At 44.0% G+C, this 17,679-nt stretch carries 13 protein-coding genes, 2 tRNA genes and 4 pseudogenes; 3 read left to right on the top strand and 16 right to left on the bottom strand.

The annotated features are described in order from the left end of the window. Positions 1-416: 416 nt before the first annotated feature. The 3 genes and pseudogenes from Q0852_RS19695 to Q0852_RS19685 all read right to left on the bottom strand — a co-directional run bounded on the left by Q0852_RS19695 (position 417) and on the right by Q0852_RS19685 (position 4,774). A pseudogene (locus Q0852_RS19695) lies at positions 417-1,428 on the bottom strand (ammonium transporter). Positions 1,429-1,856: 428 nt separating this feature from the next. After that, positions 1,857-3,893 carry a methyl-accepting chemotaxis protein gene (locus tag Q0852_RS19690; RefSeq protein WP_299021098.1) on the bottom strand — a complete coding sequence of 679 codons (2,037 nt, stop codon included), beginning with the start codon at positions 3,891-3,893 and terminating at the stop codon, positions 1,857-1,859. 521 nt (positions 3,894-4,414) lie between these two features. Next, the gene (locus Q0852_RS19685) at positions 4,415-4,774 is read right to left on the bottom strand and encodes a diacylglycerol kinase (RefSeq protein WP_299021095.1); all 360 of its coding nucleotides are present in this window, start codon (positions 4,772-4,774) and stop codon (positions 4,415-4,417) included. Positions 4,775-4,981: 207 nt separating this feature from the next. Here Q0852_RS19685 and Q0852_RS19680 point away from each other — a divergent pair, with 207 nt between their 5' ends. Further along, the gene (locus tag Q0852_RS19680) at positions 4,982-5,512 is read left to right on the top strand and encodes a GNAT family N-acetyltransferase (RefSeq protein WP_299021093.1); all 531 of its coding nucleotides are present in this window, start codon (positions 4,982-4,984) and stop codon (positions 5,510-5,512) included. 19 nt (positions 5,513-5,531) lie between these two features. Here the strand turns inward: Q0852_RS19680 and Q0852_RS19675 are convergent, their stop codons facing one another. After that, complete coding sequence (locus tag Q0852_RS19675) at positions 5,532-5,963, bottom strand: universal stress protein (protein ID WP_299021091.1); 432 nt, start codon at positions 5,961-5,963, stop codon at positions 5,532-5,534. A gap of 274 nt (positions 5,964-6,237) precedes the next feature. Between Q0852_RS19675 and Q0852_RS19670 the strand changes: the two genes are divergently transcribed. After that, on the top strand, positions 6,238-7,020 hold the full coding sequence (locus Q0852_RS19670) for a hypothetical protein (protein ID WP_299021088.1): 783 nt from the start codon (positions 6,238-6,240) through the stop codon (positions 7,018-7,020). 302 nt (positions 7,021-7,322) lie between these two features. Here Q0852_RS19670 and Q0852_RS19665 read toward each other — a convergent pair whose 3' ends face one another. From Q0852_RS19665 to Q0852_RS19625, 9 genes and pseudogenes are all read right to left on the bottom strand, one after another. Then, positions 7,323-7,640 (bottom strand): hypothetical protein, encoded by a 318-nt coding sequence (locus Q0852_RS19665; protein ID WP_299021086.1) that lies wholly within the window; start codon positions 7,638-7,640, stop codon positions 7,323-7,325. Positions 7,641-7,715: 75 nt separating this feature from the next. Then, the gene (locus Q0852_RS19660) at positions 7,716-9,167 is read right to left on the bottom strand and encodes a bifunctional 2-methylcitrate dehydratase/aconitate hydratase (RefSeq protein WP_299021084.1); all 1,452 of its coding nucleotides are present in this window, start codon (positions 9,165-9,167) and stop codon (positions 7,716-7,718) included. A 48-nt stretch (positions 9,168-9,215) separates the two neighbouring features. Further along, positions 9,216-10,388, bottom strand: coding sequence for a 2-methylcitrate synthase (gene prpC / locus Q0852_RS19655; RefSeq protein ID WP_299021082.1), 1,173 nt, complete (start codon positions 10,386-10,388; stop codon positions 9,216-9,218). A gap of 220 nt (positions 10,389-10,608) precedes the next feature. After that, positions 10,609-11,481 (bottom strand): methylisocitrate lyase, encoded by an 873-nt coding sequence (gene prpB / locus Q0852_RS19650; RefSeq protein WP_299021080.1) that lies wholly within the window; start codon positions 11,479-11,481, stop codon positions 10,609-10,611. 18 nt (positions 11,482-11,499) lie between these two features. Beyond that, a pseudogene (locus Q0852_RS19645) lies at positions 11,500-11,858 on the bottom strand (GntR family transcriptional regulator); the annotation flags it as partial. Between the two features lie 353 nt (positions 11,859-12,211). After that, positions 12,212-12,426 (bottom strand): annotated as a pseudogene (locus Q0852_RS19640) (transposase); the annotation flags it as partial. A 156-nt stretch (positions 12,427-12,582) separates the two neighbouring features. Continuing rightward, positions 12,583-12,897, bottom strand: coding sequence for a hypothetical protein (locus tag Q0852_RS19635; RefSeq protein ID WP_299021155.1), 315 nt, complete (start codon positions 12,895-12,897; stop codon positions 12,583-12,585). Continuing rightward, a pseudogene (tnpA, locus tag Q0852_RS19630) lies at positions 12,891-13,088 on the bottom strand (IS200/IS605 family transposase); the annotation flags it as partial. The pseudogene tnpA and the gene Q0852_RS19635, both read right to left, overlap by 7 nt. A gap of 450 nt (positions 13,089-13,538) precedes the next feature. Continuing rightward, positions 13,539-14,390 carry a DMT family transporter gene (locus Q0852_RS19625; RefSeq protein WP_299021078.1) on the bottom strand — a complete coding sequence of 284 codons (852 nt, stop codon included), beginning with the start codon at positions 14,388-14,390 and terminating at the stop codon, positions 13,539-13,541. A 148-nt stretch (positions 14,391-14,538) separates the two neighbouring features. Between Q0852_RS19625 and Q0852_RS19620 the strand changes: the two genes are divergently transcribed. Further along, positions 14,539-14,901, top strand: coding sequence for a LysR family transcriptional regulator (locus Q0852_RS19620; RefSeq protein WP_299021076.1), 363 nt, complete (start codon positions 14,539-14,541; stop codon positions 14,899-14,901). A gap of 605 nt (positions 14,902-15,506) precedes the next feature. Here Q0852_RS19620 and Q0852_RS19615 read toward each other — a convergent pair. The 3 genes from Q0852_RS19615 to Q0852_RS19605 form a co-directional block, all read right to left on the bottom strand. Next, positions 15,507-15,583, bottom strand: a tRNA-Asp gene (locus Q0852_RS19615). Positions 15,584-15,624: 41 nt separating this feature from the next. Then, positions 15,625-15,715 (bottom strand) — tRNA-Ser (locus Q0852_RS19610). A 182-nt stretch (positions 15,716-15,897) separates the two neighbouring features. After that, positions 15,898-17,370 (bottom strand): C69 family dipeptidase, encoded by a 1,473-nt coding sequence (locus Q0852_RS19605; RefSeq protein WP_299021074.1) that lies wholly within the window; start codon positions 17,368-17,370, stop codon positions 15,898-15,900. Between the last annotated feature and the right edge of the window lie 309 nt (positions 17,371-17,679).

Raw genomic sequence — 17,679 nt, 5'->3', positions numbered from 1 at the left:
AAGAGAGAGATTAAGAGATAATCAACAGACATTTTGTGAAAATACTCACGATCCATATGACGTCTTTTTTATGCAAACAATGCATATCCAAATAGAGGGTAATTTATGCAACACCTTGATAGCTAGAGTCTATTCAATGACATAAATCTGAATGGATAGAGATAATTGTTGAATAATAAAACTCATTGTTTCTAGTAAAGATTTTAATTTTCTGGCAGAAGATCTAAATTAACTTATTAACTGTGAACTCAATTGTTATATTTTTTCATTTCCATGAATAGAAAAATAAAAAAAGCCTGACCGAGTCAGGCATCAATTGGAAAGATATAGTCAATAGCATCATTGTTTTTTCAAAATATAAGCATCCGCTATGTCACCAGTCATTCGCTAACGACAATAACCGATCTCTGTTATGATTATCCGTCTTCGTTCACCGCACCGATCTTATGAATCGACAAATCAGCGCCTTTGTATTCTTCTTCATCTGTCAAACGCAATCCAACCGTCTTCTTAATGATGCCATAGACAACCGCAGATCCCGTAACCGCAACAACAATCCCCACAACAGTACCGATAAACTGGCTCGCCATGCTGACACCGCCAAGACCGCCAAACGCTTCGCTACCGAAAATTCCCGCAGCAATCCCCCCCCAAGCACCGCAAACGCCATGCAACGGCCAAACACCCAGTATGTCATCAAGTTTCATCTTATTCTGCATATAGGTAAACAGCCACACAAACAGTGCGCCCGCAATTCCCCCCCGTCACCAGGGCTCCAACCGGATGCATCAAATCCGAGCCGGCACAAACCGCCACCAGACCGGCCAGAGGGCCATTGTGAATAAAACCGGGGTCATTCTTTCCGACAAACAACGATGTCACGATCCCGCCGACCATCGCCATTAAGGTATTCACTGCCACCAAACCACTGATGCCATCCATCGTCTGTGCCGACATCACATTAAAACCAAACCAGCCAATCGTCAGGATCCACGCCCCCAAGGCCAACAACGGTATATTAGATGGCGCAAATGCAACTAAGCGACCACCGCGATAACGCCCATTCCTAAGCCCAAGTAAGGCTACGACAACCGAGCCTGCAAAATCATGGAACCCGGCACCAAAAGTCGCTTCAAGCCAGTCCTGAAAGCCGAAGTTCCCGTTCCAGACTATCCCTTCAAAGAAAGGGTATACCACGCCAACAGTGAAGAACGCGCCAATCAGCATTGGATAAAAACGAGCACGTTCAGCAATAATTTTCACTAAGGCATTAACCTGGTTTTTCTGCCTGACGGTCCCCACTTCCAAAAAAGCAAATCCGGCATGCATCGCGAGAACCATAATGGCTCCCATCAAAATAAATAAAATATTCGAACTTTGGATCAGTATCTCTACCGCGCTGTTGATGTCGTCCACAAACGTCTCCACATCCTTGTTGGTTAATCATGTTGCAACACTGATAGAGCAGGTTCTGCGCCAGTTCATCCATCATTGGGAACCAAATTGGGCTTTAGAGTAAAATCGGAAGGTAATTAACTGTTTTATAAGTAATTAGATCTGTAGATAAATGCACGGATTTTGTGCGCTCGGATAAATGATCAATAAATTGCAAACCACCACCCAAAAATAGAGGCGCAGCGAACGCTCTTAATTGGTGCGGCCACACACCATGCACCAACCCAGTGCTTCAATAAACACCACGAACGTGCGTCACCTAACGCAATCAGTGACAGCGTCACGTGTGGGTATCTGATCACTTATTGTTTAGCGAAAATAGCAAGATAAAAAATGACAAAAAAAAGAGAGGCCGGAGCCTCTCTTTCATCTTATCGAAATAGTAACATTCAGATATTCGCTTAGTGGAAGTAGCCTACTTGCTGTTTAAGCTCTTCAGACAATTCCTGAAGGTTAGTCGCACTCTGCGATGTCTGAGCGGCGATTTCACGCCCCTGTCGGTTCAGGTTGCTGATCTCGGTTGCATTCATTGCAATCTCCTGGCTGACCTGAGCCTGCTCCTCAGATGTCGCAGCAATGGTTTCTGCCTGAGCCGCAATCTCAGTTACCTGAGTCGAGATCCCTTCAAGGGCAATACCAGCCTGCATCGCCTGCTCGGTTACCAGTTTTCCTCTCTCCTGGCTTTCCGACATCATTGTTACAGCACTACCGGTACAGGCACGGAGCTGCTCGATGATACTAACCACTTCCTTAACAGATTCCTGAGTACGGTGAGCAAGCGTACGAACCTCATCGGCAACAACCGCAAAACCACGACCTTGCTCACCGGCACGAGCCGCTTCAATAGCCGCGTTCAGAGCAAGTAGGTTAGTCTGCTCAGCAATTTCATCAATCATGCGGGTAACAGACTGGATGTTGTCACTTTCACGGCTAACCATATCGATAGCCTCTGCCGACTGAACCAGTTGCTCATTCAGATTAGCGACTTCAATACTCACCTGCGAAACCAGTTCAGAACCTGATGCACTTTCTTCATTCGCCGAACGCACATTTTCAGCAATAGACTCAACCTGTTCAGCGACCGACTGCGCCGAAGACGCCATCTCTTCGATAGCCGTTACTACCTGTTCAACTTGCTCCTGCTGAACATCAGCCTGGCTCAGGCTGTGATTCGCATCTTCTGAAACACTGCTCGCCTGCCCATTCACCGATTCACTGGTGCCGCGGATATCGCTAACTAATTCATTCAGCTTGGCTGCCATTGAATATACACCGTAGGTCAGGCGCTCAATCTCATTACCGGAGTTTGCATTACCTGACTCCATCGACAATGTCACTTCACCTTCACGAAGGCGATCCATATAACCAGTCAACGTCGTCAGCGGACGAGTTAACTTGCTCAAGAACAGACTCAGGATCAGGAAAGTCGCAACACCGGCAGCCAAAGCGACCATTACAATAATGTTCAACAGCTGCTGACTACCCTTGGTCACTTCATCAATAAAAGTACCACCCAGCAATTTCCAGTTCCAACCCGGTACTTCGGTAAAAACAAGGTATTTGTCACCAATATTACCATTGTGCTCATACGGGTAAGTAAGAATACCGCTCTGAGATTCAAAAATTGCACCGAATGGCTTTTTGCCATTGTAATCAGCAACATCCTGAATCTTTGAACCTTTCAGTTTATTAGTCGGGTGGTATAGGTACTCGCCCTGGCACTTACTGTCATTATCAACAACGATGGTATAACCTGTGTCGCCCCAAGTATCTTTCGCCACGCTGGCAAATATCGCTTTAGATGCATTGTCCATCGGAATACCGATGAAAGAAACCGCCCCAATCTGTCCCGTGATATTTTTAATTGGGTTATAAAAAGTCAAATAACTACGACCAAACAGCTCCACCTCGGCATAGTAAGGCTGACCGCCTTTCAACTTTAGATAGCCCGGATGGCTCTGCCCTAAAGTAGTACCTAAAGTGCGCTGGCCTGCATTATCTTTCAAAGAGGTAGACACTCGAACAAAATCACTGTCCGATGCCGCAAAAAGTGTCGCAATGGCACCAGTATCTTGAGTGAAACGATCAACAACATCAGTGTTGTTAATCATCGATTCTCCGTCTTGTAATATATTCTGCACCTGATGCCCCGAGAAGCTGACATTCTCGCCAGTAAATCTCAAACCATGTAAATATCCATTTCGAAATGCACTTTCCAATTCGCGTGCATTTTCCAGGTAAACGTCAAACTGACCTGCAATTGAAACAGCCAGCGCATCAAGTTTTGCCTGATGTTCTGTCATAGTTTGCTTTAATAAAATATCCGACGAATTTCGATAAACAACAGTAGCTGTTAAACTAAACGCAATTAGCAACAAAAAGCTGATCGCAAACTTTAATTGAAAACCTATACTTTTATTACTTATATTTTTCCACATATACCTATACCAGAGACTAGTCTCCCGCTTCACCATCGATAAAAGCAGAGATAATGTATTCGCAAAAGATATGTGTAAATAACAATTTGATAAATAATTACATAATCGGAAACTTTATTGATCTGGATTCAAAGTATTTGCACACATTCAAAAATAATCAAACACAATCAATACGCACCAATACACTGTGAATTCAATGTCTTATATTGATATGCAACCGATGATAAAATCAACCGACAAAAGCAATCATTGTGTTGATATAAATTGCCCACCTTCTCGGACTCAATGTCCAAAATACAAATCCAACAATACTTTTATCAAGAACAAAAGTATTACTGATGCTGAAATGGAATGTAATAATTTCACCAATAACTGGGCTATATCCAGAACAGCTTAATACATTACGTTCATCAAATTGAACTTAATAAATCATCAAGCGTTAGATATAGTCCAAGCTACTAGTTTTTTTATAAAAAATCTATCATGTTGATTATAATTAATTCAATAATCAACGCGATAAACTATCCAAATAAAACCACAAGCCAGGTAAACCCAGCCAGGAGCATCGCAACAAATACGGCAGCCGAACCAATATCTTTAGCTCTTCCTGACAACTCATGATGCTCATGTCCAATGCGATCAACAACAGCCTCAACCGCTGAGTTGAGCAACTCAACAATAATAACCAAAACCAAACTGGCAACCATGGACAACTGCTCAAGCTTTGTCACCGGCATGAAGAACGTGATACAGGTCAGTATTGGTAGCAATATCATTTCCATCCGAAAGGCTTCTTCATATTTCCAGGTAGCCTTCAGCCCCTGAATAGAGTAACCGGTTGCATCAATTACACGCTTTAGTCCTGTTTCCCCTGGCTTCATATTTTTACTCACTATTATCTACTTCTTAAGTGAATTATATTGCACAGTAGCAAAAGCTCATAATAACAAGATAGTCATTCAAATAATCAAAAGTCCTAGTCAGATCACAGTAATCCAATTTACCCTTCCCACTAAAGCTATTGAACTGATTACCAACAGCCCAAGCAATAAACTAAAATTAATCAATAACCCAGAGATAAAGGCATAATGAATGTGGAGATAAGAGTTGCCACAAGAAAAGACATAGAAAAAATAGCCCTATTGCATGCCAAAAGCTGGCAAGAAATTTATGTGGAAGAATTATCTGTCACTTATCTAAAACACGATATTTACCTAGATAGAAATAAAGTCTGGCAACATCGATTGACTTTTCCATCAGCTAACCAAAGAATATTCATCGCCACTAATAACGGCGTAATATGTGGGTTTATCTGTTTCTATTTAAATAACCATCCTCAGTGGGGGACACTGATCGAAAACCTGCACATCGAGAAGCACAGCAAAAGATTGGGACTAGGTAAACAACTGTTACAAACAGCTGCAAATTTATCGTATCGCCAAGATCCAGATAGAGGTATGTACTTAGAAGTTTTGGCTAGTAATCAGGCCGCTCAGGATTTTTATAAAAAACTAGGCGCAAGCCATACCAAAACACAGTTATGGCAAGCCCCGGACAGCAGCGAGGTAACTGAATATGTTTATCGATGGAAGAACATTTCGCACCTTGTACAAGCTTAACCCCGATACGAGCCTGTTGTTATGTCTCTAACTTCAATAAGTGGATATCACACGGCATTTTCCTGACAAGAGGTTCGGTGAGAGACAACATCAACTGACGGAAGATTGTCGACTGATGATGACCAAGCACCAGCAGATCAACATCATATTCTTCAATAGCATTGTTCATCTGATCTTCAATATAACCAGTATAAAACAAGTGCTTATACACAGGATAATTGCATCCTCGCAATAATCGCTTCATCGCCTGCACGGATTCATAATGCTCTTTTTCATCGAGATTCGCTTCATCATACTCACGTACCCCTTCATCCAGATGTCCGAGATCTGGGTCAATATGGATCACACTGAACAAAGCATGATTAATCCTGGCTTGCTCCGCCGCTTTTAGCACCAAAAACTCTGCGTTTTCATCCAAATTCAGCGCAAGTAATACGTGTTTGTATCCCATAGATTTCTCCTTTACCGCGATGGCAGTCAGAACGATGCCGTTAATGAAAATTTTTGGGTGGTTATACAAAAACCATAGAAGATAAAAGCTCAATCGAGAAATCCGACTGAACACATTTTGTTTCATATTCTCAAGTGATCATCACTCCCTCCCAGTGAGCCGCTATACTTTTGACCAAGGTGTGTATCTTAAACATATTGCATTGATCGCTATTGCTACATTCACAAAACCAAAATCACACCTACAAAAAAAGCAAAGCAACAAAGGCAATTTTATGTATCAGGAATCTTTCATCGACTCCCTTTCAATATTCATTATTCTCGCCCTTATCTTCGGGACAATTCTGCTGATGTTTGAATTTGGCTACCGCCTCGCTCAACTTTTTCTACCGAACAAAATCAGTAAAACCATCACTCCCATGGCTACCGGGCTTGCCAGCCTGCTGGCATTCATTCTCGCCATTACATTCAGTATGGCCGCAGCCAAAAACGACATAAGGAAGCAGCTAGTGTTAAACGAAGCTAATCAAGTTGGAACAGCTATTCTGCGCACGGAATTACTCAACGAGCCTTACCGCAGCAATAGCAGGGAATTACTGAAAGAATATGTGGATTTGAGAGTGGTTGAACAACAAAGTGAGCGAAAAGCTAGAGTCAATGAAGTAATCCGTATCAGCGAAGACATCCAACAGCAATTATGGCAACAAGCCGCAGCAGCACATCATGGAAGCGTAACAGGTCAAAGTCGCCTTTATATAGAATCTCTAAATGAAGTTATTGATACCCACACAGAACGAGTCAATAAAGGCATACGAGGGCGGATCCCGCCCAGTATCTGGTTTACCCTCGGCTTACTCACTTTTCTGACCATTGCCCTTAACGGAATACAGGTTGGCTCCCAAGGACAAGACCGAACACTGGTTGCAGCACTGCCCTTTGCACTGGCCTTTTCCTTGGTGCTCACATTGATCGTCGAGCTGGATCGCCCTGCCCGAAGTATCATTGAAGTCAGCCAGCAACCCCTGATTGATCTCCGTGATAGCCTAGAGAAATATTAAAAAAATCTGCAATTAAAACGACCACAACCTCTCACCCATTAAGTCCTTTATGCGATATATTTCGCCTGGGAATTGTTATTTGCGATTCACATCACAACTTTCAATCCATTCTTGCAAGAAATAATCATTCATCCCTGAATTTGTTACAACGTCAGTTAAGCATGCAAGGAGCGCACAGAGTCATTACGATGAGTAAAGACAACAAACTGGTTAGGCAAAAACTTAAAAAACAATCTCAGTCACTACTGAGAAAAAAAATTCGTTTTTAAAACAATACCCAAAAGCCGCTTAATGCGGCTTTTTTAATACTCTACAGGTACAACCACCGAGCCAAGAACCACCTGATGCATTGTCGGAAACATCTTTTGTTCATACTGATCTGCACTATTACTTTCTCCGGGAACACTCAGCGCTTGTTTATTCGCCACTTGTTTATTCACTACTGGCTGCTTCTTTGTTGACGTTGACTGTGCATTAACTCTTTCCATAGATGGCCCCAGTGATGGTGAAATATCGACAGGGGCATTCACGTATCGCTCAGGCTTATCATCAAACATCGATAGCTTATCCAACGCCAGAGCGGCAAACGCGAACAGCACAATAATCAGGTTAAATTGCATAGCACCCTCCTTTTCGCAATACACTGTTTTTATTGATAGTGCAGAAAATGAGGATGATCAAGATCACAAAAAAATTTAATTAATCACGAACAGCGCCATAAATTCGTTTACTGGTGTTGCCTCCAAACAGGCCTGATCACTGCACAAATTAAAAATCTCCTGACAGGTTGCAAGCGGGAAACGAGTTTGCAGGTTACACATAAACTTACGCTCCAGCACCGGGATCCCTTCTTCACGACGGCGACGATGGCCTATCGGGTATTCAACTGCCACTTTCTCGGTCGAAGAACCGTCTGTGAAATAGACCTGAATTGCATTAGCGATTGAACGCTTGTCTGCTTCCAGATATTCGGCGCTGTAGCGTTTGTCTTCGATGATTTCCATCTTATTGCGCAGAACATCAATTCGCTCATCGCCCTGATGGAATTCATCTTCATAGTGCTCTGCTACCAAATCGCCGTACAGCAACGGAACTGCAATCATGTATTGCAGGCAATGGTCGCGATCTGCTGGGTTAGCAAGATCACCAACCTTGGAGATGATCCGGATAGCCGATTCATGGGTGGTCACTTCGATTCGATCAATCTCATCTATCCTGTCTTTCACCTTTTCATGCAAAGCCATCGCACATTCCACCGCAGTCTGAGCATGGAACTCTGCCGGGAAAGAGATCTTAAACAGTACGTTTTCCATCACATAGCTATTGAATGTTTGGTTGACCTGAAACGGTTCGCCATTGAACAGCACATCGTAATAACCCCATTGCGAAGCTGTCAGCACAGACGGCAGCCCCATTTCCCCTTTCATCGTGATCATGGCAAGTCGCACCGCTCGTGAGGTGGCATCCCCGGCCGCCCAGGATTTACGAGAGCCGGCATTCGGGGCGTGACGGTAGGTACGGAGCGAGCAGCCGTCGACCCACGCTTGGGAAACCGCATCGATGATCTGCTCGCGATTGCCACCCAGCATTTTAGTAACCACAGCAGTCGATGCGACACGCACCAGCAACACATGATCCAGACCGACACGGTTGAAGCTGTTTTCCAGCGCCAGTACACCCTGGATCTCATGCGCTTTGATCATCGCAGTCAGCACATCACGCATGATCAGCGGCTCTTTGCCCTGCGAAACAGCAACACGGCTGAGGTAATCGGCAGTGGCCAGAATGCCGCCCAGGTTATCAGACGGATGTCCCCACTCGGCCGCCAGCCAGGTGTCATTGAAATCCAGCCAGCGGATAATGCAGCCGATATTAAACGCCGCCATCACCGGATCCAGCTCATGGGAGGTTCCCGGAACCCTTGCGCCATTTCGGACACTAGTTCCTGACACAATCGGACCAAGGTGCTTGGTACACTCAGGAAAACGCAACGCCAACAAACCACACCCCAACGTATCCATCAGGCAGTTGCGGGCAATGTTATAAGCTTCCTGTGATTCAATTTCGGTATTAGCAACATACTCTGCAATCTGTACCAGTAGCTTATCCGGTTGCGGTCGCTCATTAATATCTACATTCAAACTCATCGTGTTAATCCCTTCTCAATTCGTTTTCTGGATTGCATCCAACCAGCCCTAACTACGCTCTTCTATTGGTAGCCATTCCTGATGTTCCGGCCCGGTGTAATCCGCACTCGGACGGATAATCCTGTTGTTGGCACGCTGCTCATAAACATGCGCCGCCCAGCCCACCACCCGGCTCATAACGAAAATCGGTGTAAACAATTTGGTAGGAATGCCCATAAAGTGATAAGCCGAAGCATGGAAAAAGTCGGCATTGCAGAACAAACCTTTCTCGCGCTTCATGACCAGTTCAACACGTTCAGAAACCGGATATAGCGAGGTGTCACCGACATCTTTTGACAGTTTCTCCGACCATGCTTTGATAAGAGCATTGCGCGGATCGGACTCGCGATAAATTGCATGGCCGAATCCCATGATTTTTTCTGTCTGATCCAGCATCTGCATAATCCCGGCTTCCGCTTCATCCGGCGTCTGCCATTGCTCAATCATGGCCATCGCCGCTTCGTTAGCCCCGCCGTGCAGCGGGCCGCGCAGGCTCCCAATCGCGGCAGTAATACAGGAATGGAGATCGGATAAAGTGGACGCACAGACTCTGGCGGTAAAAGTCGAGGCGTTAAACTCATGCTCGGCATAAAGCACCAGTGAACAGTGCATCACCTGCTTGTGCAGCTCAGACGGGGCCTTATCTGTCAGCATTTCGAGAAAATAACCGCCGATACTGTCCTGTTCACTGCTGGCAGTATCAATCCTGATACCGTTGTGACTATAGCGATACCAGTAGCAAATAATGGCCGGTAGCATGGCAAGTAGGGTGTCAGTCTTTTCCCACTGCTCAGAGAAATCCTGCTCCTGATCTAAATTTCCCAGCATAGAGCACCCAGTACGCATCACATCCATCGGGTGAGCATCAGCAGGAATAGCCTCCAGCACCTGACATAATGCCGGTGGCAGGCCACGAACATCTTTCAGCACTTGTTTATAATCATCAAGTTCAGCCTGAGTCGGTAATTTGCCCTTAAACAGCAGATAAGCCACTTCTTCGAACTCGGCATAATTGGCTAAATCGGTTATGTCATAACCACGATAAGTTAGTCCGGTTCCGGTTTTACCAACCGTGCATAACGCTGTTATCCCGGCACTCTGGCCACGAAGGCCTGCACCGCCCAGTGGCTTATTGTTTAACGGGGTATCCTTTTTCTTATCAGCTACGGCTATCGCAGTCATAGCAGACTCCTTTCTCTCTTCTGTGACTCACGTTATTAATAAATATTCACTGTTATCTTTATTACCCGCCTTTCTTCAGGCAAAAAGTTACCCTACCGCCCGATAACAGCAGCGGTTACAAATATTTTTTCTCGGGCTTCCCACTAAATAAACTGTCTTCCCACTAATAAACGGAAATACTGACTTGCCTGTATTTCAATATTTAAAGGAAGGGTGGTAATTATGATTTATCACTGAATAACTTATCGAGCTTCTGCTCATAGTCGTGATAACCCAAATAATGGTACAGCTGATCACGGGTTTGCATCTGATCGATAATATTGCGCTGGTGTCCCTCTAATTTCAGATGCTGATACACATTCAGCGCGGCTTTGTTCATAGCCCGGAAGGCTGAAAGCGGATACAGCACCATATCAACACCGCATTCTGCCAACTCATCACAACCGAACAGCGGGGTTTGTCCAAACTCGGTAATATTGGCCAGAATCGGCACCTTAACGGCAGCAGCAAATTCCCTGTACTGATCCAGCGTATTAATTGCTTCAGGAAAAATCATATCGGCACCGGCTTCAACACAAGCGACAGCCCTTTCAATTGCCGCGCCCATCCCCTCCACCGCCAGTGCATCGGTTCGCGCCATAATGACAAAGTCATCGTCCGTTCGGGCATCGACTGCCGCCTTTATCCTGTCGACCATTTCCCCCTGGCTGACAATGGCTTTATTGGGACGGTGTCCACAGCGTTTCTGAGCCACCTGATCCTCCATGTGAACAGCCGCAGCTCCGGCCCGCTCCATTTCCTTAATAGTGCGGGCGATATTGAACGCGCCGCCAAAACCGGTATCAATATCCACCAGCAGCGGCACCTCTGTTGTGGCAGTGATCCGACGGACATCCTCCAACACATCATTCAGCGTAGTGATCCCCAAATCCGGCAGGCCATAAGAGGCATTGGCAATACCGCCGCCAGAAAGGTAAATCGCCTGGTGGCCAACCTGCTCCGCCATCATGGCGCAATAACAATTAATAGTACCGACAATCTGCAACGGATGATTGGCAGCAACAACCTGCCTGAAGCGTTTTCCCGGGCTCATTAGACTTACTCCTTGTCATCATTTCAGTTGTTGTTCAATCAGCTGACGGCTTCGCAAAATATATCGCCGCATCAGCATTTCTACCAACTCGCCGTCTCTGTCTTTCAATGCCGAAAGCAAGTGGAAATGTTCGCCCAATGCCCGAGAGGGGCGCAAATGTGTACGCTGTAACTGGTAGCGGTATATTCGCAGTAAATGATAGAGCTCTCCGCATAACAGATGGATGAGTTTTCGGTTGCGGCTGGCCTTGATGATCCGGTGGTGAAAATCGAAATCCCCCTGCAGATGGAAATATGAAGCGCATCAACCTGTTCGATATGCTGCCGGTGAGTTTCCAGCAGATGTTGAAGGGCATCGATTTCTTCGTCAGTGATATGTATGCAGGCAGGCGAGCAACCATTACCGACTTTTTCAACAAGGGAAAGATTCTCGACAGAATCTGCCACTGCACTTTGTTTGCCCATAATCACTGTTAACAATTAATCAACTTACGAGCAAACCTAGACCCAGAAAACGAATAGATCAAGGCTAATTGTTAACAATATGTATTAGATTTAATCTAGCTGTTGACACTCTCAAGAGAAAAAGAATCACCACAAAAAACAAAAATGCTACTTACATCATGTAAACCAATACTTTAATGATAGTTAAGTTAACAACATAAGGCTTTTTTCTATATACTGAGCTACCACCAAAATACCTATGCCATTCTCGTGACAGCTATACCCAATTAACTTGAAGGTGCAGACTTGATCACCTGAAAATTATCGTTAATTCGAGACGCCACAATCTCAGGAAGAGTCACAGTAAAAAATGGTCAATCGCTTCCCTGAAATCACGTTTGCTTTCGAAGTCAACGTTATTCCTCGACTTCTCGTTGATCACTTTCCAAAGCCGTTCTATCGGATTGAGATTCAGACTGTAAGGCGGAAGATAATGAAGCTTGTGAGTCAATAGGACCTATTCAAATAAAACACACACACCGTGTAAATGGTGAGTGTGTTTTATCAAAAAGTTAAGATAGTAATATTAGAGCTTACCCATCCATCGGTCTGTACACTCTTTACTGAAATTTTATTTTAATTCAATGCGCAATCGTCGTTACATCTTCACTTTTAAAAACATGTCTAAGTGTTGAACGTCCGCCTGGGCATCAGTGCCACTAACGGAATACACATCTCCATAATTGGTAAATAGAGTAAAGCCATAATGTTCGGGATAAACAGCCACAGAGCGCCCATCAATAGTGTTATAATTACCGTATTGATCCACTGTTAATCCAGCACCTTTCTCTTGACGACCCCATGTATATATTTTAAATGCCTTATGGTTTGCTCTCGATACATCTTCCGTTAAAAGGTATGCACCATTATTTGAAACCATGTCATGGATATTATCTGAAATAAAATTAGGCACATATGTACATGATCTTTCATCAAATGCCCCTCTTCAATAACTATCCCTGTCGTCGTGCTAGCTCATAAAAGACATCACCAAAGATGCTTTCTAACCGCACCAAATACCACTTTCTGTCTTTTCTTTGGAATAAATACAATATGGTATTTACAATCCCATCGCGTATGAGACAAACTTTTATAATCTCGCATAGATTATTCCTTCTTACTCTTGGTCGAGTTCAGAAAGTACCTTTACCGCGGTAAAGGTAAAACCTATGCGAGTCTCCCCGGCATAGCCGGGGGTTTACCCATAATTAATTAAATTTACTCACTCATTGCCACAACCTGCCATAACTTGTGGACTCTAGATTATTTTACTGGAATATTATGGTTTTCATGCTGCAGCTGTACATCGATAATATACCTTGCCCCAAATGCAGTCGGTTGGATACACGCCAAGTATGCACATAATAATAAAAATTGCTTAGTATGAGCCTATCTAATACTAAGTCATTTTTGTTCTCTCAACTCTGAAAGGAGCAACATACTGAGAACAAATTTGTTTTGTCTCATGACCTAAATTCCTGAAGTTTAGGATTCAATAGTTAGCCGTTCTAAAAGGCTTTTTACAACATGGAAAAACACCTGTCGACCATAAATTCAAGATATTTTCTTGGCTTCGATTCTGGCTAACCAGATCAACGGCATAACAATAAATGCAGTGCCGATCACCATGCCAAAATCAGGCATTTCATCAAACCACAAGATCCCCACAGCCACGGCCCCTAATAACCCGCTGTATTCGGCACTGGCAATTTTACTGACTTCACCAGAGCGATATGCCAGAATAGCAAGACCTGCATAAATTAAGATGAAAGTACTAGAGCCGACGGCAGTTAACATCGGAGCCCAATCCCAAGGTTTGTCTTCCCATAGCACTAATCCCAGAGATACTGGAATACCAACCAGATTAGTGAGCATTAAGGTTTGGAATACAGTCTGGTGTTTGGGTAGTTTGCGGATCAATAAATTATTCACCGCCAAAGTAAAGGCGACGATCAATGCAAATATTGCAGCCCAGTTAATTTGGGTGGGCTGGATTACAATAAGCACACCGATAAAGCCAAGAATACCAGCTGAGATAGAGTGAATAGTCAACTTTTCCTGAAACAATAACATGGCTAATGGCAGCATGATCAAAGGCGCGGCATAAAAAATGGCATTAGCGGTAGCTAAGGGCATAGAGTTCAGTGCGATGACCATAAAGACAGCGCCAAATAACCAGATATGACCGCGTAGAAAGTGCCATTTTAGTCCATCAATGAAGCTTGTCTTACTACAAGTCAGGCAAAAAGGCAGTAAGATCAGAACTGCAGTTAACTGGCGGAATAATACAAACTGATAAACAGCGCTATCTGCTGACAAGGTTTTGATCAATGCATCAGAGAAAACCGCAATCAAGTTACCAATAATTAGTACGGCCATGGCTAATCCGACAGACATTTTCGGCATTTTAATGCTCCCGCTGTACTCAAAGCGTTTTTGAGTGAAATGAATCTGTGACCCTGGATCGGCCCCAAAAAATGATGCGGCTAGAGTATGTTAAAGCCTATAAGAATGTATAATGATAAAAATACTTTTAGCATGAGCCAAGCTAATAATGAAATCACCTCCCTTACGAGCACTACAATGTTTTGAAGCAGTAGCACGGTTGGGCAGCTTTTCAAAAGCAACCTGTAAGCTCAATGTGACCCAGAATGCACTCAGTCATCAGGTCAAGTTACTGGAAGAGTATCTTGGCGCGGCTATGTTTAATCATCAGGGCCGCTCTTTTTCATTAACAGAGGTTGGCGAGCGCTATTTTGACGAAGTGTATAAGCCTTTGTGCAGCCTGGCAAATGCCAGCCAGCAGATCCGGGAAGAGAGATCCAGCAAGATTCGCCTGGCGCTATACAGCTCACTGGCGGTGAAAAGGTTAATTCCACGATTAAAAAGTTTACGCAAGCAATACCCGGAAATTTAATTAACGCTCAATATAGTTGCGGTGAACCGGAGTATAGTGATCAAGTCGCCGATTGTTTTATCATAGTGAATCCACCGAAACATAACTTCGTCAGTCAGTTTCTGTACACTGAGCGCCTCTATCCGGAGTGCGAGTATAAACTCAGGCAGAAAATCAAGGACAAGCCACTTCCCGATGCGTTATGGGAGCACAATTTGTTATCGGTGCAATACTCATCTACAGATGCCCCTCTTCGATAACTATCCCTTTCCGTCGTGCTAGCTCATGAAAGACATCACCAAGATGCTTTCTAATCGCACCAAATATCACTTTCTGTCTTTTCTTGGAGAATAAATACAATTTGGTATTTACGATTCCATCGCGTATGAAACAAACGTTTGTAATCCCGCATAGGTTATTCCTTCTTACTATTGGAGGAGTACTGAAAGTACCTTTACCGCGGTATAGGTAAAACCTATGCGAGTCTCCTCAGCATAGCCGGAGGTTTACCCATAATTAATTACCGAATCAATAGACAAAAAAACGGGACTTATCTGTCCGCAGGATAGAGTCAAACTCAACGCAATACGAAAAAGCCCTTGTCTTTCGACAAGGGCTTTAATAAGTGGCGGAGCGGACGGGACTCGAACCCGCGACCCCCGGCGTGACAGGCCGGTATTCTAACCAACTGAACTACCGCTCCAATTCTGTGTGAAGCCCGGCTTTCGCCCAACTTCTAGAATGTGGCGGAGAGATAGGGATTTGAACCCTAGATACGCTACAAACGTATGCCGGTTTTCAAGACCGGTGCTTTCAACCACTCAGCCATCTCTCCGTAAGTGCGGCGAATAATACGGTAGGTAACTGAACTTGTAAACCCCAGAAAAAACCGACCGTTCAACTTTCACACGCTATGCCCACCATCTGATCGAACAATATTCAAAAAGCAGAAAAATAGAATACAAAAAACCCCGAAGAATTGAGCTTCGGGGGTAAGTTCAATCTAATCAATAAACCCTACAGGCTCATGATTTTTTTAAACTCTTCTTCAGAATATTTCTTTTCTGTGCTCTTAGTGAGATCTGTCATCATCTTATAGCGAATTTCAGTCGCCATCGTTAAAGTACGCTGCAGCTGTCCGTAAGAGTAATCCGAAGCCATATTCAAAGCCGCTTGCTTATCAGACTTATAAAGTGACTTCAGCGTCATGTCCATACTGCTAACTTGCTTGTACAGCTTAGACTCTTCCTTATCCCAGTTTTCTTTAAGCATTGGTAAATACTTATCCGGGTTTGCTGATGCCAGCGCGGTCAGGCTGCGGAATTGCCAGTAAGCCGACTGATCGGTGTACGTATCGCTGCCAATTTGATAAGGCGTAGGATACTCCTGCAGACTTGAGTAAATTGGTACCAATACTGATTCAGGCAAGACACCGAAGCTCTGCCAAATCAAGCCTTGCAGTTCAAACGGCATCTCTTTACGCAGCTGTATAATGTGGGATTCAAGCTGGCGATCAACACGAATCGGACGCTTGGCTTTTGTTTCAAGCTCTGTTCCCTTATAAGTAGCACTCAGCACTTCAGCTACGTCGTTGACTGAAATCTTCTGATCCGGTTTCATAAACAGCGGATACTGATCCTGGCGGGTTGTCTGTTTTTCCGATGCTGTCAGCATCTTCTGGCCCAGCCATTCACGGTCAGTATTATAGATATCCCCCATTACACCAAAAGCCTTAGCAAAGTTAAATGACTTGGCATTTGGGTTTTCCAGTAACTGATGCTCCTTAACAAAAGCCATTAGGTCTTTTGAGTGCAACACATCTTTGCTGTTGAGACTAACACCATGAACACGTAGACCATTAGCAATCATGGCATAACTGTCATCAGGTACTTTCACCGCAATCCAATGATGACCAGAACCGATTTCAACTAGCCAGGCTTCGTTCACATCAGCAATGTAAAGGCTGTTACCTTCACCAGCACCATACAGCTCAACATAGTTGCCCAGCAGCTCAACCCCTTCTTTAGCAGTTTTTACCTGAGGCAAAATCAACGTCGGGATCACCGCTTCAATAATGCCATTCTCTACCAAAGGATCTGCTTTCTGAGCTTTATCGTTCACTTCGGCGCTGGTTGTGGCAGAAATCGCAACGTTGTATTCGTTGATGCCACGCTCTTCATAAAACTTGCCATTACTGTCAACGGTATTGGCATCCCAATCAGGAATCGCAGAATATGCATAAAATTGCTTTGGCATAGGAACAATCAAGCCATTCCCCAACTTCCAGTCACCCGCTTCATTTTTCTGGGCCGGACGATAAGCCAAGTGCTTATTCCAGTTATTGATTCCAAAATCTTCGTTGCGGGCAATCATGATGCTACCATCAACCGATGCACCTTTGCCGACGATCAGGCCAGTACACGCATTGGCACTCATGCTAATTGCAGACAGAATAGCTGCTGAGACAAGAGTCAAAGACATTTTGTTCATCGTAAATCTCCATAATCGTTGGAAAACCAAGAATGAATAAAAATTCAAAGAAAAAGCATTAATTACCTTATTCATGCTAATTATGTCAATAACTAACGCCTCTGCAGTGTATCCATCTGCCTTTTTGTTTATTGTTTAGCTGATCACGCTACTGAAATAAGAAGGTATGGTGTAACAAATAACAAGAGCAAATATTGTTATATGCAATAATTAAAAGAGATAATTTTGAGAATAAACTTGTTAAAGGAAATTCTTATGAGATCTTGCTAAATAATGAAAGAAAACGTCCACATTAGCAGCCTAGCTACC

Source organism: uncultured Photobacterium sp., from assembly GCF_947502415.1.
GTDB lineage: Bacteria > Pseudomonadota > Gammaproteobacteria > Enterobacterales > Vibrionaceae > Photobacterium.
The sequence above is the reverse complement of the archived record's forward strand: the minus strand, read 5'-3'. Positions and strand labels throughout refer to the sequence as shown.